General features: G+C 23.3%; 23 protein-coding genes and 1 pseudogene. 17 read left to right on the top strand and 7 right to left on the bottom strand.

Annotation, left to right across the window (positions count from 1 at the left end; translation table 11 throughout):
* Window positions 1-5 precede the first annotated feature (5 nt).
* From rlmD to A6P36_RS01220, 4 genes are all read left to right on the top strand, one after another.
* On the top strand, window positions 6-1,376 hold the full coding sequence (gene rlmD / locus A6P36_RS01235; protein ID WP_066760391.1) for a 23S rRNA (uracil(1939)-C(5))-methyltransferase RlmD: 1,371 nt from the start codon (window positions 6-8) through the stop codon (window positions 1,374-1,376).
* Between the two features lie 154 nt (window positions 1,377-1,530).
* Window positions 1,531-2,988: a hypothetical protein gene (locus A6P36_RS01230; protein ID WP_066760390.1), complete on the top strand. Its 1,458-nt coding sequence runs from the start codon at window positions 1,531-1,533 to the stop codon at window positions 2,986-2,988.
* Between the two features lie 213 nt (window positions 2,989-3,201).
* Window positions 3,202-3,777, top strand: a complete 576-nt coding sequence (gene lepB, locus A6P36_RS01225) for a signal peptidase I (protein ID WP_066760441.1) — start codon at window positions 3,202-3,204, stop codon at window positions 3,775-3,777.
* Window positions 3,778-3,864: 87 nt separating this feature from the next.
* Window positions 3,865-5,949 (top strand): HelD family protein, encoded by a 2,085-nt coding sequence (locus tag A6P36_RS01220; RefSeq protein ID WP_066760389.1) that lies wholly within the window; start codon window positions 3,865-3,867, stop codon window positions 5,947-5,949.
* A 7-nt stretch (window positions 5,950-5,956) separates the two neighbouring features.
* Here the strand turns inward: A6P36_RS01220 and A6P36_RS01215 are convergent, their stop codons facing one another.
* Window positions 5,957-6,952 carry a hypothetical protein gene (locus A6P36_RS01215; protein ID WP_066760388.1) on the bottom strand — a complete coding sequence of 332 codons (996 nt, stop codon included), beginning with the start codon at window positions 6,950-6,952 and terminating at the stop codon, window positions 5,957-5,959.
* 70 nt (window positions 6,953-7,022) lie between these two features.
* Window positions 7,023-8,198: a cation diffusion facilitator family transporter gene (locus tag A6P36_RS01210; protein ID WP_066760387.1), complete on the bottom strand. Its 1,176-nt coding sequence runs from the start codon at window positions 8,196-8,198 to the stop codon at window positions 7,023-7,025.
* 150 nt (window positions 8,199-8,348) lie between these two features.
* Here A6P36_RS01210 and A6P36_RS01205 point away from each other — a divergent pair, with 150 nt between their 5' ends.
* From A6P36_RS01205 to A6P36_RS01190, 4 genes are all read left to right on the top strand, one after another.
* Entirely contained in the window at window positions 8,349-9,548 is a 1,200-nt protein-coding gene (locus A6P36_RS01205) for an aspartate kinase (RefSeq protein WP_066760386.1), read from the top strand.
* Between the two features lie 13 nt (window positions 9,549-9,561).
* Complete coding sequence (gene lysA, locus A6P36_RS01200; protein ID WP_066760385.1) at window positions 9,562-10,848, top strand: diaminopimelate decarboxylase; 1,287 nt, start codon at window positions 9,562-9,564, stop codon at window positions 10,846-10,848.
* A gap of 70 nt (window positions 10,849-10,918) precedes the next feature.
* On the top strand, window positions 10,919-12,058 hold the full coding sequence (locus A6P36_RS01195) for a hypothetical protein (protein ID WP_066760384.1): 1,140 nt from the start codon (window positions 10,919-10,921) through the stop codon (window positions 12,056-12,058).
* A gap of 21 nt (window positions 12,059-12,079) precedes the next feature.
* On the top strand, window positions 12,080-13,384 hold the full coding sequence (locus A6P36_RS01190) for a M18 family aminopeptidase (RefSeq protein WP_066760383.1): 1,305 nt from the start codon (window positions 12,080-12,082) through the stop codon (window positions 13,382-13,384).
* 15 nt (window positions 13,385-13,399) lie between these two features.
* On the opposite strand, the gene ispF is transcribed toward A6P36_RS01190, so the two are convergent.
* From ispF to A6P36_RS01175, 3 genes are read right to left on the bottom strand one after another with little or no spacing between them, the layout of a single operon-like run.
* Window positions 13,400-13,885, bottom strand: a complete 486-nt coding sequence (gene ispF, locus A6P36_RS01185; protein ID WP_066760382.1) for a 2-C-methyl-D-erythritol 2,4-cyclodiphosphate synthase — start codon at window positions 13,883-13,885, stop codon at window positions 13,400-13,402.
* Between the two features lie 29 nt (window positions 13,886-13,914).
* A complete protein-coding gene (locus A6P36_RS01180) occupies window positions 13,915-14,652 on the bottom strand; it encodes a pseudouridine synthase (RefSeq protein ID WP_066760381.1) in 738 nt (245 codons plus the stop codon).
* 53 nt (window positions 14,653-14,705) lie between these two features.
* The gene (locus A6P36_RS01175; RefSeq protein WP_066760380.1) at window positions 14,706-15,638 is read right to left on the bottom strand and encodes a hypothetical protein; all 933 of its coding nucleotides are present in this window, start codon (window positions 15,636-15,638) and stop codon (window positions 14,706-14,708) included.
* Between the two features lie 247 nt (window positions 15,639-15,885).
* On the opposite strand from A6P36_RS01175, the gene A6P36_RS01170 reads away from it, so the two are divergent.
* Entirely contained in the window at window positions 15,886-16,626 is a 741-nt protein-coding gene (locus tag A6P36_RS01170) for a DUF3298 and DUF4163 domain-containing protein (protein ID WP_242861606.1), read from the top strand.
* Between the two features lie 117 nt (window positions 16,627-16,743).
* Window positions 16,744-17,061 (top strand): annotated as a pseudogene (locus A6P36_RS01165) (Spx/MgsR family RNA polymerase-binding regulatory protein); the annotation flags it as partial.
* 23 nt (window positions 17,062-17,084) lie between these two features.
* Here A6P36_RS01165 and A6P36_RS01160 read toward each other — a convergent pair.
* Complete coding sequence (locus A6P36_RS01160; RefSeq protein ID WP_066760378.1) at window positions 17,085-17,699, bottom strand: hypothetical protein; 615 nt, start codon at window positions 17,697-17,699, stop codon at window positions 17,085-17,087.
* A gap of 115 nt (window positions 17,700-17,814) precedes the next feature.
* Window positions 17,815-18,174, bottom strand: coding sequence for a DUF1540 domain-containing protein (locus A6P36_RS01155; RefSeq protein WP_066760377.1), 360 nt, complete (start codon window positions 18,172-18,174; stop codon window positions 17,815-17,817).
* 151 nt (window positions 18,175-18,325) lie between these two features.
* Between A6P36_RS01155 and A6P36_RS01150 the strand changes: the two genes are divergently transcribed.
* The 7 genes from A6P36_RS01150 (at window position 18,326) to A6P36_RS01120 (ending at window position 25,260) form a co-directional block, all read left to right on the top strand.
* Window positions 18,326-19,174 (top strand): YitT family protein, encoded by an 849-nt coding sequence (locus tag A6P36_RS01150; protein ID WP_066760376.1) that lies wholly within the window; start codon window positions 18,326-18,328, stop codon window positions 19,172-19,174.
* A 74-nt stretch (window positions 19,175-19,248) separates the two neighbouring features.
* The gene (locus A6P36_RS01145; protein ID WP_066760375.1) at window positions 19,249-20,142 is read left to right on the top strand and encodes a hypothetical protein; all 894 of its coding nucleotides are present in this window, start codon (window positions 19,249-19,251) and stop codon (window positions 20,140-20,142) included.
* A gap of 202 nt (window positions 20,143-20,344) precedes the next feature.
* Window positions 20,345-21,667, top strand: a complete 1,323-nt coding sequence (locus tag A6P36_RS01140; RefSeq protein ID WP_066760374.1) for an efflux RND transporter periplasmic adaptor subunit — start codon at window positions 20,345-20,347, stop codon at window positions 21,665-21,667.
* The gene (locus A6P36_RS01135) at window positions 21,664-22,323 is read left to right on the top strand and encodes an ABC transporter ATP-binding protein (RefSeq protein ID WP_066760373.1); all 660 of its coding nucleotides are present in this window, start codon (window positions 21,664-21,666) and stop codon (window positions 22,321-22,323) included. Before A6P36_RS01140 ends, A6P36_RS01135 begins: the two co-directional genes overlap by 4 nt.
* Before the next feature lie 32 nt (window positions 22,324-22,355).
* A complete protein-coding gene (locus tag A6P36_RS01130; protein WP_066760372.1) occupies window positions 22,356-23,555 on the top strand; it encodes an ABC transporter permease in 1,200 nt (399 codons plus the stop codon).
* A gap of 67 nt (window positions 23,556-23,622) precedes the next feature.
* Window positions 23,623-24,084: a DUF2383 domain-containing protein gene (locus tag A6P36_RS01125; RefSeq protein ID WP_066760371.1), complete on the top strand. Its 462-nt coding sequence runs from the start codon at window positions 23,623-23,625 to the stop codon at window positions 24,082-24,084.
* A 192-nt stretch (window positions 24,085-24,276) separates the two neighbouring features.
* Complete coding sequence (locus tag A6P36_RS01120; protein ID WP_242861605.1) at window positions 24,277-25,260, top strand: ABC transporter permease; 984 nt, start codon at window positions 24,277-24,279, stop codon at window positions 25,258-25,260.
* Window positions 25,261-25,417: the final 157 nt, after the last annotated feature.

Raw genomic sequence — 25,417 nt, 5'->3', positions numbered from 1 at the left:
TTTTAATGATAGAAGTTGGAAAGAAGTACATAGTAAAAATTGAGGGATACAATCATAAAGGAAGTGGGATTGCCCATGTTGACAAGTTTGTTGTATTTATACCAGATGTTATAATTGGAGAAATTGTTGAGATTATTGTAAAAAAAGTAAATAAAAATTATGGATATGGAGAAGTTGTTGATATATTATCTGTATCTAATCTTAGAGTTATGCCTGTTTGTGATATATATAAAAAATGTGGTGGATGTAATCTTCAACATATGGAATATAAAGAGCAAGTTAATTTTAAGGAAAATAAAATTATAGAATCACTTGAAAAAATTGGAAATTTAAAAAATGTTAAAATAGATAAATTTTATAGTATGTCAATTCCCTATGAGTATAGAAATAAAGTTCAAGTTCCATTTGGTATTGTAGATGGATTTGTTTCAGCAGGCTTTTACGAAAATAAAAGTCATAAAATTATTAACATGGATTTTTGCCACATACAATTTAAAGAGGCCAATGATATAGTGGTTAAAACGAGAGAGTATATGAAACAAAAAAATATAGCTCCTTATGATGAAGTTGTTCACTATAAATTTGGAAAAGATTTTGGATTATTTAGACATCTTTTAATAAGAAAAGGGTATAATACAAATGAAATTATGGTTGTTGTTGTTTTAACAGAAGAAAATGAAAAGTTTTTAAATAATTATGTTAAATATTTATTATTACATTGCAAAAATATAAAAACCATAGTTTTAAATGTTAATAATAATATCACAAATGTTATTCTTGGAAATTATGAAAAAGTTTTATATGGTGATGGTTATATAAGGGATAAAATTAATGATTTTGTTTTTAGAATTCACAGTAGATCTTTTTTTCAAGTTAATACAAAACAAGCTGAAAAGCTTTATTTATCAGCTATTGATATGGCAGAGCTAAAATATAGTGATATTTTATTAGATGCTTATTGTGGAATTGGAACTATTGGAATATGCTCAAGTAGAAGAGTAAAGAAAGTTTATGGTATAGAGGAAGTTAAAGAAAGTATTATAGATGCAAATGAAAATAAAGTTTTAAACAATATAAAAAATGTTGAGTTTATACATGGTAAAGTGGAAGAAGAAATTTTAAATTTAGTTAATAATGGGATAAATATAACAGTAGCTATTTTAGATCCACCTAGAAAAGGTGTAAAAGAAAGTGTTTTGCATGCGCTTAGGGAAATAAAATGCAAAAAAATAGTTTATATATCTTGTGATGTTGGAACTTTGGCAAGAGATGCTAAAATACTCGTTTCACTTGGATACAACGTTTCAAAAATTCGTGGAGTGGATATGTTTTGTCAAACTCATCATGTTGAGACTATCGTTTGTTTTAAGTTATAGTAATTTAAACAATAATAATTTTTTAGATAAAAAATTTATTATTTAATTTAATACAATATTTTCTATTTGTAAAAATTTTATTTAGGGTAATAATAATCTTTAAGTTGATGGTTTTGGTTCAAGTTAATAATTTTGAAAGGTAGAAATATGGAATATGGATAAAAAATTTAATGGAGATATAAATAAAGAAGAGTACAATATTAGTGAATTATTAGATTTTTTAGATGAGAATAATACATATTTTGTTGTAGATGATGAATCTGGAGTTGTTGGAAATAAAAAAACTGGAGTTATGCTTGATAAACGTACAGGTAAAGTATTTTCAAAAAAATATAGCGACAATTCAGATGGAATTTATACCTATGATAGTGATATAAAATATGATTTTTTTGATTATAAAAGATCTGTAGATGTTTTAAATAATTCAGATAATTATAAAAAAAATTCTGTACAGGAACGTAATAATAAGATTAATTCAAATAAAAATTTAAATAAACAAAAATTTAAACTTAGAAATTATTTAGATAAGAATTTAAAAAATATAGATAAAAAAGATATTGTTAATGGAGCTAAAAATAATAATTTAATTTCTAAAGAAGAAAATAAAAATGTTACATTAGAAAATTTTGAAAATGTTGTTTTAAATGAAGGTAAAGAAAAAATTGAAGAAACTAAAGAAAAAATTTTAGCTGAGGATTTATTAATTGATTTAAGTAAACAAAGTGATGAAGAAATTTTAAAAAGGATAAATGAAAAATTTAATAATGTTGAGGAACAATTTTCTGAACCAAAAACTAATAATTCTCAAATAGATTCCTCTAATGAGTATAATTTTTCTTCTTTTGAAGAATACGAAAGAGAAAGTGAAAAAAAAAATGATGTATTTGAAGTAGAAAGTGTTAATGAAAATAAAAAAGATGAATTAAGTAAATTTAGAACTATTATGGATTTTGAAGATTATTTATCTAGTATGCCAGAAGATGAAGTAATATTAAAATCTCCTTTTGAAGAAATAGAAGATTATGAAGTACCTAAAGTTGTTGTTGAGGAAAATGCAGATGATGATTCATTTTCACCTTTTGATGGTTTAAATTCTTTTGAAGTTGAGGAAATTCAAAGTTATGATGTAAGTAGTGAAAATGCTATGGAAGAGGGGATGCTTCCAGACTTTAATTTAAATCAAGGTATAAGTAAAAAAGTAAGTATAAGGGAAGTTATAAAGAATAAACAAAAGAAAAAGCAAGAACAAAAAGAATTGCAAGAAAAGTTATTTTTTGAAACCCTTGATGAAAGAATTGAACAGTTTAAAAAGTTTAAGGAACATAGCATAGATTCACAAGAAATTTTAAATGCTATAAATATGGATTTAAATAGAATAAATTCTTCTATAAGAATTGAATTTGAAAGTTTAAATAAGAAACGTAAGTTTTCTAAGAATTCTTCTAAGAAAACTGTTAAAAAAGATGATAAATTTTCATTACAAAATTTATTGGAAGAGATTTATGAAGAAAATGGAGAAAAACCTTCAAGTCTTGATATAAATGAGTTGGATATTGAAGCAATTAAAAAAGATATAGCTAAGAAAGAGAATAGTAAAAACATAGTAAATTAAAATTAGTATTTAAATTTGAATCATTATTTAATATAATATTTTTAGCATTAAGAATTGAAAGGTAGGTTGGGTATGCATAATTGTAAAGATGATGATAAAGAAGAAATATTTGATGAGGAAGAGTTTTATGATGATGAGCAGGAGCAAGATGATTATGATGATGAATACTCCTATCTTTTAGATGATGAAGAAGATGAGAAAGATGATGTTGTAATTGATGAAGATAATGAAGGTAAAAAAAGGAGAAGAAGTGATTCAAAGAAAAAGGGAAGTTTTATATCAACCATACTTGAATGGTTAATAACAATTGTTGCAGCACTTATTATTTCCTTTTTAATAAATAAGTTTTTAATTTTTAAGGTGTATATACCATCTGAATCTATGTATCCAACACTTAAAGTTAAGGATCAGCTTTTTGTAACTAAAATGTATGGTAGAGATAGTATTCAGAGAGGAGATATTTTGGTATTTTTCTCTGATGAGTTTAATGAACTTTTGATTAAACGTGTTATAGGATTACCTGGAGATGATATTGTTGTTAAAGCTTCAGGAGAGGTTTTAGTTAATGGAGAAGTTCTTGAAGAAACATATGTGGTTCAAAAAGATGAAACTGCTATATTTGATTTAGAGTTTAAAGTCCCCGAGGATAAATATTTCTTTTTAGGTGATAATAGGGCAAATTCATTAGATAGTAGGTATTGGAGCGAACCTTATATAGACTTTGAAGATATACGAGGGGAAGCAAGAATAATTATATATCCATTTAATAGAATAAGAATTTTAAAATAATTTATATAAGGTCATTCTTTTAAAAAATATTCTTAAAGAGTATAATTAAAGAATGGCTTTATTTTTTATAAAGGATTGGGTAATAAAATGGATAAAAATTTAAATGAGGAGTATTTAAAAGAGAAGGAGTATTTAGATAATGTGTTTATTCATTTAAATAATGAGATAAATAATTATTTAAATAGGAGAAAAGAAGTATCTGATGTTATTGTTGAGCATAGAAGAAAGTTTGTAGAAGAGTATAGAGATGATGATGATAAGGTAATTGAATATTTTGATCATGAAAATCACAAAAATGAGCAAATTTTTAATACTATTGAAAAACGAATAAAAGAGTTTTTGTATTTAAAGAAGAGTCCTTATTTTGGAAAAATAAACATATGTGAAGATGGAGTAGAAGAAAAATTTTACATAGGTGCTTATGGATTTGATGTTGGTTATGATGTTCCTCTTATAATTGATTGGAGGGCTCCTATAGCTTCTTTATTTTATCAAGGAAAACTTGGAAGAGTTAGTTATATTATTCCATCTAAAGAAGAAATATTTGTTGAATTGTTAGAGAGAAGACAATTTTTAATTAAAAATGGAAAAATTATTTCAATGTTTGACTCTGAAATATATGTAAAAGATGAATTTTTAAAAGAAATGCTATCTCTCAAAGCATCAAATAAGCTTAAAAACATAGTACAAACTATTCAATCAAATCAAGATAAAATAATAAGGGCAGATAAAAATAAATGTATTGTTATAAATGGTGTTGCAGGTAGTGGAAAAACTTCTGTTGCTTTACATAGAGTTGCGTATTTATTGTATAATTTTAGAGATTATTTTAAAGATAGGGTTTTAATTTTATGTCCTAATAAAATATTTATGGAATATATTTCTTCAGTTTTACCTTCACTTGGTGAATATGGAGGGGTTTACAGCTTTACTAGTGAAGATTTTATATATTTAAATTTAAATCAGGAGTTAAATTTTAATTCTTATGATAATCATATGGAGATGATGTTAAATGATTTTGATTATTTAGAGGAATTTAAATTTAAGGGAACCTCTCACATGAAAGAGAAAATTGATGACTTTTTAAAGTATGTTGAAGAAAATATAAATCTTGGAGCGGATATTTATTTTAGAGATAAGGTTGTAATAACAAGTGATGAAATTAATAGATTGTTTTATGAATCATTTAAAAGTAGAGTTTTAGAGGTTAGAATTAATCTTATAAGAAAGAGAATTTTTGATAAAATTAATAAGATTAGAAATTCTTTTGTATATGAAATTGTAGATAAATATAAAAAAATGAACATTGATGATGATATGGTTAATCATTATGATATGTTAAAAAGAAACGAGATATATGAAATAATTTCAGAATCTTTGGAGATAAAATCATCACTTCATTTTTTAAAGCTTGAATCTCCTTATGAATTATATAAAGAATTTTATGAGGATTTTTTTGTAAAGGAATTGAGAGATTTAGATTTTGCAGATTTAATTTTAATAAAGTATATATATTTGAAGGTTTGTAATGTTAAAAGAATAAAAGATTTTAAATTAGTAGTAATAGATGAAGCGCAAGATTTTTCATATATGTTTTATGAGGTTATTAAAGAGTATACAAGGGCTTCTTCGTATGTAATTGTTGGAGATTTAAATCAAAGTATTGTTAATTTTGATGAAAGTTTTATTGAAAGTACTAACATATTTGAAAATAGAGAAGAAATAAATATGAGAGATTCTTATAGATCTACTTTAAATATAATTAATTATTCTATAAAGTATTTACATGAAAATATTTCAGTTAATTCAATTAGAGATGGTGAAGATGTAGAAGTTTTAGAGTGTGGTTTTAAAGATTTAAAAAGCGTAATTCAAAATAAAATAAATGGATTTAATTTAAAGGGAAATTTTAATATTGGAATAATTGTTAGAGATAAAGAGGTTTTACGTAGAGTTTATGATTTGATAAAAGATCTTTACTATATAAAATTAATTAATAATGAGGATAATTTATACAGTGATAAGGGAATATTTTTAACAACTGTATATTTTTCTAAGGGACTTGAGTTTGATTCAGTTATAGTTTTAGATAATGATTTAGATGATAATATTTTATATATAATGTTAACTAGAGCTATGCACAATGCTGTTCATATTAAATTAAAAATGTAATACGTGTTTATCGTATTACATTTTTTAATGTATCATCTATTAAATTATTAAATTTATTTTCGATTATACAATTTTCAAAAAAATCATCCAATATTGAGTAATTTTTTCTCAGCTCTTTACATAATGAATTTAAAATTTCTATTAAATTATTTAAATCTCTTTTTTGTTCTAATAATTTTTCATTTTCAAACTTATTTTTCAAAAAATTTTCTTCATTTATTTGAATTCCTGGTATTTTTTCCTTAAATAAAAATGTATTTGAAATAATACATAAATTTATTGATGGAATTTTTATGTGATCTATAATGCGTGGGTTTAAAGGATTTTTATAAATTTCATATGAAATATTTAAAAAATTTGCTTTGTTTATTATTTCGTCTATTAATAAACATTTAAATAAATTAAAATTATCATTTATAACGAAAACTTTATTTTCTCCATTTGGTAAGTGATTTGAGAATGTTTTAAAACCTTCTATTCCAATTGACGATATGAAATACTCAGAAATTTTGAAATTATTATTATTTTCTGAATTTTTAAAAATACAATCTATAAAATCATTTTTGAAATTATTAAATTTTATAATATCTAAGTTATTACTTGATTTTTTACATATTTTTGTGAAAAGTTTGTTTATTTCAAAAATGGTTGAAAAAAATTTTTGTTTTGTAGAATTAATTATATTTTTAGTTAGTTGTATATTTTCTTTGGAATAGTTTTTTATGGTAGAATTTAAATCTATAGTGTGTTTTGGGTCTTTGGTTATTGTAGAGCTTATATATAAATTTAATTCAGGCATTAAAATAGTATTTATATAATTTGTTTTGAAGTCATCGTGAAAATATAAATAGTTTGTTTTTATATTGTAGAATTTATTTGATAGTGTGTTTAAAAATTTATTTTTTATATAGCAGTTATTTGATTTTATATATATCGTTTTCTCTACAGATTTGTTTGATTTATAATTTGAATTTAGAAACAATCTTTTTACGTAGAAATTCAATTATAAAGCTCCTTTAAAAATAATTACATTATATAATAGTAAAAAAAATAAGGTATGTAACATACATACCTTAATTAAATGTATTATTTTTAAATATTTTGCAATCAAAATCTGGATAATTTTTATTTATAAGATCTGTTGAACTTTTTAAAATGTTATCAAAATCCACTTTATCATAAAATTCATTTTTAAGTTTAATTTCAAAAAAAATTGTATTTTTTCCATTTGTATTTAAAATTCTAAAATCTACAATGTTGTTCACTTCGTAAATATTTTTTTTAATTAAAGTTTTAATATTCTTAAAAATTTCAAGGGATTCCTGATTATGTATATCAATAGGATCCATGTGTATTACTAGGTGTATACCCATATCTTGTTCAATTTGTTTTTCAATTTTGTCTATTAAAATATGCACATCTATAAGTGATAAGTTTGAAGGAACTTCTGCGTGAATTGATGCAAGAGTTCTATTTGGTCCATAATTGTGAACAATCAAATCATGTAGTCCTAAAATGTTCTCATGCTTTAGTATATTACTTTTAAGATTTTGTACAAAGTCTTCACTAGGTGCTTCACCTAAAAGAGGATTTAAAGTTTCTTTTATTAATTTAATTCCCGAATAAATTATAAAGCTTGATATAATAATACCTGCGTAGCCATCTAAAGATAAATTTGTAAAATTTGATAATAAAATAGATAAACTTAGCACAGTTGTTATTAAAGCATCATATAGAGCATCAACAGATGTTGCTTTTAATGATTGGGAATTTATTTTTTTAGAGATTTTTAAATTTAAAAATCCAATCCAAATTTTTATGAAAATTGAAATTATCAAAATAAAAAATAATACCCAGTTAAATGAAGTAGTTTCTTTACTTAATATTTTTTCAAATGATGATTTTATAAAGCTTATTCCAACAAAAATAATTAAAAATGAGATTATTAGTGAGGAAATGTATTCATATCTTCCATGGCCTAAAGGGTGTTCTTTATCTGGAGGTTTAAGAGAAAATTTAAATGCAATTAAATTTATAATAGATGAGGCAGAGTCTGATAGATTATTAAAAGCATCTGCTGTAATTGAAACGCTTTTTAAAATTAATCCTATAATTAATTTTATTATAAATAAAATAAAGTTTAAAAATATACTTATGTAACTACATAAAAGGCCATACATTGAACGTACTTTAGGATCTTTTGTATCCTTTGGATTTTTAATGAAAACTTTTAGTAATAAATTAAACATTTTAACCTACCTAAAATTTTAATTAAATCAAGTATAACATTTTAAAATGTAGATTTAAACAAGAAAATTATTGACTAAAATTATATAAGAATATAACATTGAAAATAGAAGTTTTTTTAAAAATTTATTGTTTAATTAAGGAGTGTTTTCGTGTCTATAGTTGTACAAAAATATGGAGGAAGTTCTGTTAGTTCTATTGAAAAAATTAAAAATATTGCTAAAAATGCTATAAAACGTGTAAATGAAGGAAATAAATTAGTGATTGTAGTTTCTGCTATGGGAGATACTACAGATGATTTACTTAGTATGGCGAAACAAATAAGTGATAATCCAGATAAAAGAGAGCTTGATTCATTATTGTCAACTGGCGAAATAGTTTCTAGCTCTCTTTTAAGTATGGCCATAAAATCTTTTGGATATGATTCTATAAGTTTTAATTCTTTTCAAATTCAATTAAAAACTGAAGGTGTTCATGGTAAATCTTTAATTGATGATTTAAATGAAAAGATAATCATAGATAATTTAAATAAAAATAAAGTTGTTGTTATTGCAGGATTTCAGGGAGTAAATAACAAAGGAGATATAACTACACTTGGAAGAGGCGGGTCTGATACTACTGCTGTTGCTTTATCTGTAAAACTTAAAGGTGAATGTGAAATTTATACAGATGTTGATGGAATTTATAGTGTTGATCCTAGAAATTATAAAAGTGCCAAAAAGATTGATAAAATTGATTATGAAGAAATTTTGGAACTTGCAAGTCTTGGAGCTCAAGTTATGCATTCAAGAAGTGTAGAACTTGCACAAAAGTACGGTACGAAAATTTATGTTGGACAAAGTTTAGGTGAAATGAACGGAACGTATATTATGGAGGTTAAGGATATGAATTTAGAAAGTAAACCTGTTACGGGAATAGCTACTAGTGATGATGATGTTGCTTTAAGTATTAAGAATATATCTAATAATCAAAATATTATATCGTCTATATTTAGTGAAATTGGGGAAAATAATATAAATGTTGATATGATAAGTCAAACTACTCCAATTGATAATAAAATTAATGTGTCTTTTACTGTACCTGAAGGAGATTTAGTAGAATGTGAGCAGATTTTACTTAAACATGTAAAAAGAGAAGACATAATAATTGATAAATCTATTTGTAAATTTTCAGTTGTTGGTATTGGGATGAAGTCAACGTCTGGAGTTGCAGCTAAGGTATTTAAAATATTTAATGAAAACAATATTGTAATTAAAATGGTAACAACTTCAGAAATAAGAATTACTTGTGCTATAAATAAGGAAGATAAAATTAAGGCAATAAATCTTATTGCAAAAGAATTTAATTTGTAGGTAGGAGATATTAATGAAATTACATGGTTCATTAAATATTAAAGGAAATGATTTGTTTATTGGAAATATTAAAGTTGTAGATATTGCAAAAAAATTTAATACACCTTGTTATGTAATGGATGAAAATCTTATAAGAGAAAATATTAATAGATTTAAAAACTCTATTGGAAATGAAAATAAAGTTGTTTATGCAGGAAAGACTTTTTTAAATACTCACATGGTAAAAATTTTGAAAGAAGAAAACATTTGTTTAGATGTTGTTTCAGATGGTGAACTTTACATAGCTCATAGTAGCGGATTTAATATGGAAAAAATTGTATTTCACGGTAATAATAAAAGTTATGATGAAATTAAAATGGGAGTTCAGTTAAAAGTTGGAAGATTTGTGTGTGATTCTATTGAGGAATTAGAAATTTTAGAGAATGTTTCTAAGGAGTTTAATAGAAAAAGTAAGGTTTTTATAAGGGTAAATTTAGGAATTGATGCACACACTCACGAGTACATAAAAACTTCTTGCATTGACTCAAAGTTTGGAATTTCTAAAGATATAGATAAAATTTCTAATATTTTATTTAAATATAGAAATAGTTGCAATATAGAAATAGTAGGGTTTCATTGTCATATAGGTTCACAGATTTTTTCAAAAGAAGCTTTTATTGATGAAGTAGATGAAATGTTTAAATTAATAAATGATATTAAAGTGATTGATAAAAATTTTGAAATAAATGAGTTGAATTTAGGTGGAGGATTTGGAATTTATTATACAAAAGATGATACTCCTGTTACCATTGAAGAATATGTAGAATGTATAGTAGATAGAGTAAATTATAATTGCTCTAAATTTAATTTTAATGTACCTAAATTATATATTGAGCCAGGAAGAAGTATTGTGGGAAATGCTGGAATGACTATTTATGAAATAGGAAATATAAAAGAGATTGAAGGAATTAGAAATTATGTGTCAGTTGATGGTGGTATGACAGATAATATAAGAACGGCACTTTATGGATCAGATTATGAATGTTTAATTTCAAATAAAGCGTGTGAAGAGAAGAGTTATAAAGCTACAATAAGTGGAAAGTGTTGTGAATCTGGAGATGTTTTAATTAGAGATGCATTTATATCTAAACCAGAAAGAGGAGATATATTAGCTATTTTTTCTACTGGAGCTTATTGTCATTCTATGAGTAGTAATTATAATAAACTTAGAAAACCTCCTATTGTATTTTTTTATAATGATAATTTAAAACTTGTAACAAAAAGAGAGAGTTTTGAGGATTTAATAAGGCTTGATGTTTAAGAATGAATAATTTTACCAAATATTCAAATAATAGTTTTATACTGTAAAATTATTTTTTTAAGGAGAAAAAATGATTAAAGTTATTATATATGATGAAGCTTGTGAAGTTTTAAATATAGAAGAATATTTAAGAGATGATGTTGAAATTGTTGGGTATTTGAAAAATAGCATTGAATATTTTGGTGAGTACATAAATGATATAAAAGTTTATACAATAAGTGATATAAAAGAAAAATTAAAAAGTATAGAGTTTGATTATGTAATTGTAAATAGCAGATATTCAAGTGTTTTTTATGAAAAAATAAAAGAGTGTGGAATTTCTCCTGAAAATATTTTAGATGTTTTATTTTTTTCTTATGATTCTATTAAAAATTCTTTTAAAGAAAAGCTTTTGTGTTGTAAAGAGGGAGATTTTTTAAATTTTAATACTTTATTTTTAGGTAGAAATTACATAAAAGATGAGCTTATTTCAAAGTATTTTGGTGATTATGTAAATATTTCAAATAAATTTTTAGATGTACATTATAATTATCATTTGCTTTATTATCTTATAAAAAATAATAAAATAAATGAAAATGTTAATGTTGGAATATTTATGAATTATTCTATGTTATATGAAAATATAGATTTGTTGGAAGATAAGTATTGTTTTATAAAAATATTTGAAGAAATATTTTCTGTACATAAAAATCTTAATTTAAATAGTACATATTTTGATGTTTGTTATGAGAATTTTAAAGATAATTCAAGTAAAGTTTTTAAAGAAATTAATTTAAGTGATCTAAATTCTATAGATAATTTTAAAATTTCAAATAATTCAATTGAAAAAATAAGATATGATACTCAAGTAGAAACTATTAATTACAAAGATTCAAATGTTGTGGCATTTAAAATGAACAAAAATATTATGGCTCAAAAACTTAAAATTCTTCATGAAAATAATATAAATGTATTTTTTATAATCCCTCCAGTTTATAAAGAATATAGAACATATATAAATAATACATTAAGAAAAGAATTTTATATGGTTTTAAATAAAAATTTAAATCAAAATTTATTTGTATTTGATTATTTTAATTTAGATTTAGATGATAAATATTTTTCTTCACCAACTAATTTAAATCTTGATGGATGTAAAGAATTTTTAAAATTATTAAGTTATGATGTGAAAAGTAAATTTTCCTGTGTTAAGATTTGTAATGATTTATGATTTTTGAAGAGGATTTATTTTATGGAAAATATTAATGAAGTTTTGGAGAGAGTTAAGAAACTCTCTAATTTTTTAAATAAAGGGGTAACTCCTTATCATGCTGTTTTAAATGTTAGGGAAATACTTCTTGAAAATGGATTTGTTGAACTTAATTATAAGGAAAAATGGAATATTGGAGAAAATTTTAAAGGTTTTTTAAAGTTTAATGATTCTTCTATTTTTGCTTTTAACTTAAATAAAGAATTTATAAAAAATGGTTTTAAATTTATTGCTTCACATTTAGATTCTCCATGTTTAAAAATTAAAACTGGAAGTGATTTTTTAAATTCAGATGGTAATTTATACTTAAATGTTGAGGTATATGGAGGACCTATTTTAAATACTTGGCTAGATAGAGGACTTTCTATTGCAGGAAAAGTTTTTATTAAATCAAAAGATTACAATGTGTCTTTTAATGTTTGTGAAAAGATAGTAGATTTTAAAGATGAAATAGCATTTATAGCTAATTGTCCTATTCATTTAAATAGAGAAATAAATTCTGGATTTGCTTTAAATAGACAAAAACATATGATGCCACTTATACTTACAACTAGTGTAGGAAAAATTAATTCTTTTAGAGGATTAATTTCAAAATATTTAGATGTTAATGAAGAAGATATAATAGATTTTGATCTATATTTATATGATGTTCAAGAAGCGAAAATAATAGGAGTAAATAATGAGTTTATACAAAGTAAAAAAATTGATGATTTAGCTATGGCTGAAGCAAGTGTTTATTCATTCGTTAATTCAAAATCTAATGGAAATAAATTTATATGTTTGTTTGATGGAGAAGAAATAGGTAGTTCTATACCTGAAGGAGCGTACTCTAAAACGCTACTTAACATATTAAATAGGATTTATAAGTGTTTGGAAGTTTCAGAAGAAGATATGTATATATCTTTAGATAATAGCTTTATAATTTCTGCAGATATGGCACATGCTTATAACTCAAGTTATGGAGAAAAATTTGATGATTATAATAAATGTATTGTAAATAAAGGGGTAGTTATAAAAAGTAATTGTAATAAAAATTATATTACAACTGGAGAAACTTCGTCTTATTTTAAATCTTTATGTGATAGGGTAGGAATTCCTTATCAAAATTATTTTAATAGGTCAGATATTTTGGGAGGTTCAACCCTTGGTCCAATTATTACAAAGTATGTTTCTATAAAAGGCGTTGATGTAGGAAATTCTATGTTTGCTATGCATTCTTGTAGAGAAACTGCTGGAGTATTTGATCATTATTATATGAGTAAAGTTTTTGATGAATATTTTAAATAAAAAAAGGAGTCAATATTAAATATTGACTCCTTTTTTATATATAAGACATATAGCTTGGCAAGCAATTCCTTCTTCTTTTCCTGTAAATCCTAGTTTTTCTTCTGTTGTAGCTTTTATACCTATTGAAGATGTAGAGATATTTATAATTTTTGAAATGTTTTCTTTCATTTGATTTATATAAGGTTTAATTTTTGGTTTTTCACAAATTATAACACTATCTATATTTATAATTTCATAAGATTCTTTGCTTATTAATTTATAAGTTTCTTTTAAAAGTTCAAGGGAACTTATATTTTTAAATTTTTCATTATTATCTGGAAAATAAGTACCTATATCATAGAGCCCAGCAGCTCCTAAAATAGAATCTATTATAGCGTGAATTAAACAATCTCCATCAGAGTGAGCAATTAATCCTTTTTCATGTGGAATCAATACTCCACCTAAAATTAATTTGTGATTATATTCAAGTCTATGTACATCATATCCAATTCCTACTCTCAAAAGTAAATCCCCTCTATCTAAAAATTAAATTATTTATTTATTGATAAAAATAATTCATTTAGCTCTTTTTTTGTAAGATGTCTATACTCACCTATTTTTAAATTTCCTAGTTTTATATTTAAAACTCGTATTCTTTTTAAAGATAAAACTTTATAATCCAGATATTCACACATTCTTCTTATTTGTCTGTTTAAACCTTGAGTTAAAATTATTTTAAATGAAAATTCATTTAATTGAGTTATTTTACATGGTTTTGTAATTTGATTAAGTATTTTTACACCATATTTCATTTTGTTTATGAAATAAGGAGTTATAGGTTTATTAACTTTAACTACATACTCTTTTTCATGATTATTTTCAGATCTTAAAATTTTATTTACTATATCCCCATCGTTTGTTAAAAGAATTAGTCCATAGGAATTTTTATCTAAACGTCCAATAGGAAAGATTCTCTTTTCATAATTTATAAAATCAATGATGTTAGATTTATCTTTTTTACATGTTGTACAAGTTATACCTAAAGGTTTATTTAGTGCTATGTAAACAAAATCCACATTTTGTTTTATTTCTTTTAATCCTGAATCATTTTTTATGTACACTTTATCTTGTTTATTTACAATAGAACCTAGAGTTGCCACTTTGTCATTTATAAATACTAACCCTTTTTTTATAAGTTCATCTCCATAACGTCTAGAACAACAACCGTATTTAGATAAAAATCTATTTATTCGTATTTTTTCATCATTTGAATTTAAAAAATCATCCACCTTAAAAACTCCTCTTAAATGAACTTTAAGATGATTTTATCATATAAGTAAGTTTAAGTTCTATTTATTTTTATTAAATTTCCTGAGTTATTTATTATAATGTTTAAAGGTATGCCTTGTAAGGAATTTTTTAAACTTTCAAAAAATCTATTATTTAAAGGAGGTCCCATTATGTATATTTTAACTTTTTCTCCAGGTTTTAATATATTGTTTTCAAGTCCATAATTTATAAAATAAGGTATTGTGTCATTCATTTTTCTATTTAATTGTTTAGTTTCTTTAATCATGTTTTTTGCGGATTTTGTTTTAGGTTTGTATGAAATAATATTTCCATTATGATTCATTTTCATATGCATTGTTAAATTCATTTCCATTACTATATAGTTACTTGGTATGTTGTAAATTAGTAAATATCCTATAATTATTGAAAAAAAGCATAAAGATACTTTATGTTTTATATTTTTGAAAATATTATTTTCTTCTCTGTATAAAAAAATTTCTCCCTTTGTTTCTTTAGAATATTTTTTTGTAATAATATCTAAATATTCATTAAGTATAATTGTACGTTTAGGAGTTTTATCAATTATAATTGATAAACATTCTTTATTTTCTTCGTTTATGGAATTATTTAGGTTGTTAAATAAATAGAAAGTTAAGTGAGAACAACTTTTTTCTGTAAATAGTATTGTGTAAAATTTAATTAATTCTATATTCTTTTTATAGATTTTTAAATTATTTTTATTGGCATTATTTATTATTATTGAAAGTAGTGTGGAATTATTTATTTTATTGATTTTATTTTGACGTAAGTAATTGGATAAATTTTTAGATATAATTAAGCATTTTGATTTTTCGTATGATGATACATTTTTAAAACGTTTAAAATTTATATTTTTAAAGTATATGCTTTGGGATAAAAATGTAAAAATATCTTTTATTATTTTGCATTTTAAATTACATTTATTTAAAGTTTGAGTAGTATTCATAAATAAATTCCTTTTGTTTAATCTATATATGGTTAAATCTTGGGAAAAATTATTAATTATGTATGTAAATAAAAGAATAACCATTTATTTAGTTTACTTTTATTTTTGATTTTTATACGAGTTTGTGATTTTAAAAATTAAAAATAAATTTGTTTTGAAATATTCAATAAATACTTGAAAAATCGTTTATAATGATTAAAAATGGATATAAATATTAATAAACATAATTTATTTAGGGGGGATTGAATTGAAATTAAGTATTTTTAAATTTGGGGGTTTTATTTTAATTTTTATGTTATTAACTTTGTGTTTTGGGTTAAATTTTTCTTTTGCTAAAGTTAATAATAAAGGCATTGTTGTAAATACTTTAAATTTAAAAGAAAATAATAAAAGAATTGAGTTTGATTTTAAGTATCCAGAAGTTAAAATGGGAAATGAGCATGTTCAAAATAAAATAAACATTTTAATTAAAGGGGATATTTACGAGTTTAAGAAATATATAGAAGATATTTATAATGAGTCTATTAATATATATCCAGAAGAAATTGTAAAAACTTCGCCGTCTTTTAACTATAAAGGAATGTCTACTTTTGATTATGAAATAGTTGATAATATATTATCTCTAAGAGTTACACTAATTCAGTTTACAGGTGGAGCTCATCCTATGGCATTTGTGAAAAATTATAATTTTGATTTAAATACAGGAGAAGTTTTAAAAATTGAAGACATTTTTAATGAAGAAGGTAAGAAAAATTATAAAGAAGTAATAGATAAAATAATTTTAGATAAAATGAATGAAAGTCCTGAAAATTATTTTATAGATGATTTTAAAGGTATTGGGGATAACGTTCAGTATTATTTAACAAAAGATGATATTGTTATATTTTTCCAATTGTATGAAATAGCACCTTATTCAGCAGGTATTCCTGAATTTAAAATACCTTATTCAGTTTTTAAAGATGAGTTAATTATTGATAATTTAAAGTAAGAGATTTTCTCTTACTTTTTTTATTTATATTGTGTATAATTGTAGAAAATAAAATTATTAGAGGTGAAAATTTTGAAAGGATTATTTTTGGATTATTCAAAGTGAACAAGTGTTCGAAAAGCTAAGGATTGGCTTAAAAATAATAATATAGAAGTTGATTTTAGATCTCTTGTATCTGATACTCCAAGTAAAGATGAAATTAAAGCTTGGATTCAAAAGTATGATGTTGATGTAAAGAAATTTTTTAATGTTAATGGAAAAATATATAAAGAAAATAATTTAAAAGATAAGATAGATAGTTTATCTATTGATGAATGCTGCGACATGTTATCAAAAGAAGGGATGCTTATTAAAAGACCTATATATATGGATGATAAAGTTATACTTTTTGGGTTTAAGCAAAAGGAATGGGAAGAATTTTTATTAAAAAAATAAAGCTATAAAGTAGCTTTATTTTTTTAATTTTGAGGAATTATATTTGAAAATTCACAAATTTTAAAAGAGTTTCCATCGTTTTCAACAGATAAAACTTGCTTTAATATTTGAGAATAACCATCTACATGCATTGATTTATAAATTATTTCGTAAGAGTAAATATTTTTAGATATTTTTTTGGGTTTTGATATTTCGAAAGATTCTATAATGTTTTTATCGTGTTCTATAACCCAAGAAGTATTATCTTTAAATAAGTTTTTTAATTGAGTTTTTATATTGTCATTTGATATTAGATATAATAAAGTGCCATTTTTATCTCTAATTCCATTAGCCCATAAATATGCTACTTCATCTTTGTTTGAGATTTTAATGAAATTTGAAGATTGTTCCCAAAGTGTATTTCTAAAACTTAGGTTTTCAATTATTTTTAAATACACTTTTTTAAAATTTTCAAGGTTTATTAATTGATCATTTTCATTATTGTTACATTCGTTTGAAGATTCTTCGTTTGTGTTTGAATCATCAACTATACATACTTCGCATGAATTTTTGACTTTTCCTTTGTTTAGAGAGTGGGCTTCGCTAGAAACTGAAATTATGTATAAGGGAATTAATATTGATAACATAAATTTTTTCATTATACCTAGCTCCTTCTATTGTTTTAATAATATATTTTATTGTTTGTTTAATGTAGTTAATTATTCTTAAATATTTTGGTAAAAATAAAACAACATACGTTTTTGGTATGTTGTTTTATTTGCAGAATGTATTGCAATAAGTGGAATTTGAATTCATAGCATCATTTCCTATTATGTTTATACTATTTGATGAGCATGTACCAGAATTATTAAATTTACATGCTTTTGCATCGCACTCTATTTCTGGATACATTGCTATACCAGAATTTGAGAAAAATTGTTTAATTTCTCCATTTATATTTATATTTGAAAGAGAGTTTAGAGAATTTTCTAGGTTTTTTTCTTGGAATGTTGAACAATGAGTATCTGGAGTTATTGAAGCATTTAATCCGCTTATATGGATTTTATTTGCAGAACATAAATTGTTTGCGTAGTGAACACAATTGTTTGCAGAGCAGGTTAAAGGACCATTCATAATTATCACCCCTAATTTTAAAAATGAACCTTTTAGTATTATTAACTTATTCTCAAATAATATTCTAATTTTTATTTACAAAGTTAATAATATAAATACAAATTAATGTGATAAAATAAAGTTCAAAATTATAGTAAGTAGGAGAGTTTTGATGAAGGTTAAAACTGTATTTTTGGAATTATGTACTATTTTTTTTGCAAGTATGTTAATTGCTGTGGGACTTAATTTGTTTTTATCTAATGCTAAACTTTTAAGTGGAGGACTTACGGGGATTTCATTTCTTGTGGAATATGTAACAGGATTTAATGCGGGTATTTTATATTTGATTTTAAATATTCCATTGTTTATACTTAGCTATTTTAAGTTATCTTTAAAATTTACCTTGTATTCTATTTTAGGTAGTGTATTATTATCATTGTTTTTATTTTTAACTAGTGGATTTAAGGACGCATTAAATATAAATGATACTTTGTTAAGAGGAATATTTGGAGGAGTTTTAGCGGCTGTCGGATATGCGCAGATGTTTAAGGTTAGAGCTTCAACAGGTGGGATAGATATTTTAGCAGTTATAATAAGAAAAAAAAATCCAGCAGTAAATATAGGAGATATAACATTTATTGTTAATCTTGGTATAGTTATTCTTTCGGTTATTTTGTTAAAAGATGTATCTAAAGCTCTTTATTCTTTAATGTCCATGTATATAACATCTGTTGTTTTAAATAAGTTAATATTTGGATTTAATAAAAAATATTTGGTACTTATAATAACCAAATCTCCAGAGCAAATAAAAGAATATATTTTGAATGTTATAAATAGAGGGGTTACATCAATTGAATCTGAAGGATGTTATACTAAGGAAAAACAAAATATACTTTACACTGTTTTAGATATAAACCAATATGTTGCACTTAGAAATAAAATATCTTATCTTGATCCAAATGCGTTTTTATCAGTTATGGAAACAAGAAGTGTGTATGGAAATGGTTTTTCTGAGGTTTGATTGTAACTTTTTATTAGTGTATTCATATAGTAAAAAATAAAATATATTTTATTTTTATTTTTGAGGATGAAAATATGGATAAATTAAATAATATTAACACAAATAAAATGTCTACAGAATTTATTCCTTCATACGAGGAGTTGGTTTCTTTTTCCAGTAATGATGTTGATAAATTTATTCAAGGAAGTTTAAATTGTAATTCATGTAGTAATACAGATTATTATAGGTTGAGGATTAAGTTGTTTGGAAATCATAATTGCAATAATGGTATAACAAATAATTTAATTTTAGATAATGTTGGTAAAAGATATTCTTATGTTAGTGGAACAGCTAATTTTGATAATAATGGTTTTAATCCAGATTTTAATACAAATGGGCTTTTTACAGAAGTTTATTCAAATGATGAAAATAGATTATTAAAATTAACTTTATTGGACAGTGAGAGTAGTAGATGTAATACTTTAAATAATTTATTTATAGATGAGAATTATGGATTTAAATTATCAGAGATTATGTATAATATTGAAAATTTTAATAATCTAACAAAAGCGTGTGATGAATTGAATGCTAATATTTGTATTAACCAGAGAGCATATTTATTGAATAGATGTGGAAGAGCTTATGTTTTATTTAATTTTAATTTATTGAATAATGGAACTAATTTAGCGCAAAAGATTTTGTTTAAAGATATATTTCCTGAAAATATTTTAGTATGTGAAAAGAGTATATTTTTAAATGGGTGTAGATTATGTTCAAAGGATATGTATTTGGATAAAAATAAAGTTATTATTAAGTTGCCCGATTTAGATGCAGGGAAAGATATGAATTTAACAATAGTTGGTGTTCTTTGTAGACTTATTAGGAAAAATAATTTTGCAATTATTTCTTATGTTAGTAATTGTTTTAAGAAGAGGAACAAAACTATAATAGATATTTCTCAAAAAGTAAGTAATGTAAAGATTATATAGTTTAAAAAAGGATGTGTAATAACATCCTTTTTATTTTATATTTACATAAATTATACGTATTTGGATAAAATATCAAAATATTAAGTTAAAGCTTAATTATTAATATAGTTTAAATAATTAAGTTATTAGTATAATACTAAAATTAATTGAAAACAATAAATGGTATATATGGTAATAACTATAATAGTTAGGAGGAGTAGAGGTGATTTTTAGGAGAACTAGTTCCAGTTTATTTATAGTTATTATAATCGTTATTTTGGGAGCAACTATTGTATTTTTATCATCAGGAGTATTGAGTAAAATACGTTCTTCCAGTGGTATTAGCGTTAAAGTATCTAAAGTTAGTGCTGGAAATATACAAAACAATTTAGATGTGAAAGTTATTATAAAATCTCAGAATTACAAAGAATATTATGGAAATCAACTAAGAGTTAAAAAAATATATGTAGAGCGTGGAGATTACGTGGAAAAAGGTCAGAAACTTATAGTATTTGATAATAATGATATGTTATCTCAGTATACTCAAGCACAAATTCAATTGGAAAATGCAATACTTCAAAAAAATCAGATGGTTATTAGTAGTGAAAATTTTAGAAAACAAAAACAAAATATACAGGATGAAATAGATAGAATAAAAGAGGCACAAGAAGATAATGAAAGTTTTGTTGCGGAGTTAGAAGAATCTTTTGAAGATAGTAAAATTTTGTCTTCTAAAAGTAGTTTGACTATATCAGATTATAGTGATGAAATAGATAAGCTTGTTAAAGAAGGAGAGGAGTTTAAAAAAGTTTTGTCAGAGTTAGAAAGACAAAGAGACGCGATTCCAGAAATTACAGATGATCAAATAAAACTTTTAGATAATTCAATAACTTTAGCTGAAAATAATTTGAAAAATATTCAGGAAAAATTAGATATGTATAAAGATGTTGAAGCTGATTTTAATGGTGTTGTTACAGATATCAATATAAATGAGGGAAGTTATTCTCAACCGGGGTCAATTATACTTATTTTACAAGATACTCAAAATATTAAAGGTATTTCTTTAATTTCTCAACAAAATATTTCTAAAGTTAAAGTTGGTCAGGAAGTTGTAATAAATGATCCTATAGGAATGTATACAGGGAAAATTTCACAGATAAGTGAGCTTGCAATTAATTCAAGTGATTATTTAAATTTCGGAAATAGTGTAGATTTTAAAGATAATTCTTTGATGGCTGAAATTGAAATTTTAAATCCTAATGATAGATTAAAAATAGATTTTGATTTAGATGGAAAAATTTTACTTGAAGATACGAAAGATATTTTAAAAGTTCCAATAGAAAGTGTACTTTATGATGAAAAAAATTTGCCTTATGTTTTTGTTGTAAAAGATGGTGTAGCGTATAAAAATTATATTGTAACAGGAGGAGTGTCTAATAATTATATTCAAGTTGTTGAAGGATTGAATGTTTCTGAAAATGTTATTGTAAATCCACCTAAAGAATTAACGGATAAAACTAAAGTAAAGGTTGTGGGTGGGAAATGATAAGTTTTAGAAATATTAGCAAATTTTACATAAATAAAAATTTAAAATATAGAGCGCTTTATAATGTTTCTTTTGATATTAATTTTGGTGATTATGTTTTAATATCTGGAGAAGTAGGATGTGGAAAAACAACTTTATTAAATGTTTTAGGATGTATAGATAAATATGATGAAGGAGAGTACATATTTGGTAGTAAAAATATATCTTCTATGAATGATTTTGAGTTATCAAAGCTTAGAAATGAAAACTTTGGATTTGTGTTTGAGTATACAAAGTTGATACCAGAACTTAATTTATTTGAAAATGTTGAGCTTCCACTCTTATATTCACGTGATTTTAAAAAGGATCGGAAAAAAAGGGTTCTAGAATGTTTAGATATGATAGGGCTTGAGAAATATAAGTATAGTTATGTAAATGAAGTGTCTAAAGAGTGTAGACAAAAAATATGTATAGCTCGTGCACTTGTTGGTGGCGCTAAAATTATTTTAGCAGATGAACCTACAAAATTTTTAGATGAAGGTTCATCACAAGAGATATTAAATATATTTTATGATTTGAATAGAAGTGGTTTTACTGTAATAGTTAGTGGGAATAAAGTTAGTGATTTTATAAAAGTAAATAAAATTATAAATTTAAATGATGGTATACTTGTTTGATGATATTTATATGAAATTATTAGGAGGTAGTTATGGTTATTAATAATATTAATTTATCTCTTAAAATAATTTTTAAAAATATGTTTAAAAATTTTATTGCATTGTTTGGAATAATAATGGGAATTAGTTTGTTTGTGATTTTGTTTTGTGTTTTAAAATATGATAAAAATATTTTTTTGCATAATTATCAAAAAATAGGAAGCAATTTTATAAAAGTGCATACTTTAAATTTTAATAAAGATAAGAAATATTATTTAAATTTTGATGATATAAAATCTTTGAAATATTCAGAGTTATCTATAGAGTCTGTTTCACCAGAAGTTTATTTTAAAGGAATTATTAGTAATAAATTTACGAATTTGGGATGTTACATAATAGGTGGAACTGAAGATTATAGAGATTTTATGATTATGGATATGATGTTTGGAAGGTTTTTTTCTAAACATGAATGTATAAATAAAGAAAACGTTATTATTATAGATAATTTTACAAGTATGAAATTATTTGGGGTTGAAAACTCTTTAGGAAGAGAAATTTACATAGGTGACTCTAAAATTGTAGATAAATATAAAGTTATAGGAGTTATGAAATATCCTTCTAATATTTGGAAAAAAAATTCTAATGTGCCTTCTTTTTGTATAATACCAGTAGATAATTTTATACATAAATTTAAAACGAATTCATTTTTTGAATATGTGTATGTATCGATTAAAAATACTGAAGATATTTATAATGTATCTAATTCTATAATTAATTTTTTAAAAGTTAAGAATAATATTTCAAAAGATGTATATCAAATTGAAAACTTTATAAAGCAAGAGAATCATATAAAAAATATGAGCAATATTTTTATAAAAGTTGTCAAATTTATAGTTTATATTTTTATTTTTTTAAGTGGAATAAATATTATGAATTTTATGTCTTTTAATATAAGTGCAAGAGCTAAAGAAATAGGAATAAGAAGATCTGTAGGTGCTAGTAGATATGATATTTTTATGCAGTTTGTGGTAGAGTCTTGTATTTTATCTTTATTAGTAGGAATTATTGGGATAATTATTGGTAGTATAATTTTTAATTTTCTTAAATTTTTCACTAATATACAATTTAAATTAAATATTTTAGATATTTTTGTATTTTTGTTGATTTATTTTTTTATAGGAATATGTTTTGGAAGCTTTTCAGCTATGAAAGCATGTAGAATTGATCCTATAGATATTTTGAAATATGAATAAAATTATTAATTAATTGAGAAAATAAACTATATTGATACATAAATAGATGAGGATAGGTGATTGTATAATGCATAACAGTAATGAAAATGGTATTGTTAATGAATTAAACAATTTTTTAGAGGGAATATACATGGGAGAAGATATAGTAAATTCTTATAGAGAGAAAGTTAAAGATACTTTTGCAAAAGGTAAACTTGACCATATATTAAAGTCTTATGAGAGACATGAGATATATGTAAAAAATTTAATTAAAGATTTTGGTTCATTTCCAACTCATTCTGTTGGAATTGAAGGTCAAATTTTAGAGCTTTTTAATAATGTTAAGAATCTTTTGATAAAAGGAGATAAAGATCTTATAAAGCATTGTATAAAATCTATTTCCATAGGTAAGGAGAATGCTCTTAGATTTATAGAAGAACAAAAAGATTACATAGATAATAGGACTCTGGATATAATGAATGCCATAGTAAGTGAATATTCACATCATATAAGTCATTTAAAGGAAGCGGTGAATATTTTAGAAGCATGATATTTTGAAAAATGTCTTTGATAAAATGTAGTTTGTCAGAAATAACTACGTTTTATTTTTGGTTAAGAAGGTGAAGTATGGGTGAGAAGAGGTTTTAATGTTAATAGTTTCATATGGTGTTTGTTTGTTTCATATTTTATTTTTTTATTAACTAATGGAATAGGTAATTTAAGGTATAGTGAGAAAAAAAATTTGAATTTTATACAGGATAAATATAAAAATATACAGATTAAATATGATTATTTAATAAAAAATATGACATTTGGAGATATTGAGGAAAATAATAGGGAAATATTATATTTAGAGGAAATGAAGGAAGAGATACTTGAAAGTGTAAATAGAGAGGGAGAATTTTGGTTAGTTGATTTGAAGAATTTAATAAGGCAAAAAGAAGAGATGCTTTTTAATAACTTTTCTGACAGAGATTATACATTTCAGAAAGATATAAATTATTTAAAACTTAGAAATGAAATTGATGAATATAATTTTTATTATAATTTAAAACAAAAACCTATTGATTATGTAGAAAGTTTATTTATAAGATATTTTACATTTATATTTAACAGTGGGATTCATCAATTTTTTCTTACCTGTATAATTCTGAGTATTTGTTTTATAAAGATGAATTCTATTAATCATGTTTATAGTGGATTTTTTAAGACATCTTTTATAATTATATTACCTGTAGTTTTAATACAAATTTTAAATTTGATTATTTGGATAGTTGTAGATGGAAAAGTAGATATGTTTTATCCAGTTCGAGTTGTCGATAATTTTAAAGTTAAGTATGGTAATTTAGAAAATATGTTTTTTGATGGGGTAATGCCATTTTATAAAATTTTTATATATACATTTTTAGTTGAATGTATATACATTTTGTTTGTTGTGGGAATTATGAGGATTATTGATTTGGTTTGTGATTCAGATTGTTTTAGAGTTATAAGTATTGGTAGTTTTTTATTAGGAATGTTAGGATTAAAATTTACTAAATATTCAGGAGTTTCTTTTTTGTCTTATGGAAAATTTTTTGATGTCATGAGGGGGTATGAATTTGTTTATAGAGGTGAAGAATTTTTTAATGTTACCTTCTTTTTAATTTTATTATTGTTTATTATGATTTTGATTGGTTTTATATATATGTATAAAAGATATATTCTAAATAATAAGTATATTTAGAATATATACTTATTATTTATAGATTTAGTTAAGTTTTGATGTTTAGGATATATAAATTCTATTCCATGATCTTTTATCCATCCCTTTAAATTGTAAGATGAACTATTATCATTCACTATAATTTCATACCAGTATTCTTTTGATATTAATATTTTTG

Origin of the sequence: Candidatus Arthromitus sp. SFB-turkey (genome assembly GCF_001655775.1) — a bacterium.
Classification (GTDB): Bacteria; Bacillota; Clostridia; order Clostridiales; family Clostridiaceae; genus Dwaynesavagella; species Dwaynesavagella gallinarum.
The sequence above is the reverse complement of the archived record's forward strand: the minus strand, read 5'-3'. Positions and strand labels throughout refer to the sequence as shown.

Excerpts from the sequence above, each read along its gene's own strand:
- rlmD (WP_066760391.1), top strand. The coding sequence starts at position 6 with ATGATAGAAGTTGGAAAGAAGTACATAGTAAAAATTGAGGGATACAAT.
- A6P36_RS01230 (WP_066760390.1), top strand. The coding sequence starts at position 1,531 with ATGGATAAAAAATTTAATGGAGATATAAATAAAGAAGAGTACAATATT.
- A6P36_RS01220 (WP_066760389.1), top strand. The coding sequence starts at position 3,865 with ATGGATAAAAATTTAAATGAGGAGTATTTAAAAGAGAAGGAGTATTTA.
- A6P36_RS01210 (WP_066760387.1), bottom strand. The coding sequence starts at position 8,198 with ATGTTTAATTTATTACTAAAAGTTTTCATTAAAAATCCAAAGGATACA.
- lysA (WP_066760385.1), top strand. The coding sequence starts at position 9,562 with ATGAAATTACATGGTTCATTAAATATTAAAGGAAATGATTTGTTTATT.
- A6P36_RS01195 (WP_066760384.1), top strand. The coding sequence starts at position 10,919 with ATGATTAAAGTTATTATATATGATGAAGCTTGTGAAGTTTTAAATATA.
- A6P36_RS01190 (WP_066760383.1), top strand. The coding sequence starts at position 12,080 with ATGGAAAATATTAATGAAGTTTTGGAGAGAGTTAAGAAACTCTCTAAT.
- A6P36_RS01175 (WP_066760380.1), bottom strand. The coding sequence starts at position 15,638 with ATGAATACTACTCAAACTTTAAATAAATGTAATTTAAAATGCAAAATA.
- A6P36_RS01160 (WP_066760378.1), bottom strand. The coding sequence starts at position 17,699 with ATGAAAAAATTTATGTTATCAATATTAATTCCCTTATACATAATTTCA.
- A6P36_RS01155 (WP_066760377.1), bottom strand. The coding sequence starts at position 18,174 with ATGAATGGTCCTTTAACCTGCTCTGCAAACAATTGTGTTCACTACGCA.
- A6P36_RS01150 (WP_066760376.1), top strand. The coding sequence starts at position 18,326 with ATGAAGGTTAAAACTGTATTTTTGGAATTATGTACTATTTTTTTTGCA.
- A6P36_RS01145 (WP_066760375.1), top strand. The coding sequence starts at position 19,249 with ATGGATAAATTAAATAATATTAACACAAATAAAATGTCTACAGAATTT.
- A6P36_RS01135 (WP_066760373.1), top strand. The coding sequence starts at position 21,664 with ATGATAAGTTTTAGAAATATTAGCAAATTTTACATAAATAAAAATTTA.
- A6P36_RS01130 (WP_066760372.1), top strand. The coding sequence starts at position 22,356 with ATGGTTATTAATAATATTAATTTATCTCTTAAAATAATTTTTAAAAAT.
- A6P36_RS01125 (WP_066760371.1), top strand. The coding sequence starts at position 23,623 with ATGCATAACAGTAATGAAAATGGTATTGTTAATGAATTAAACAATTTT.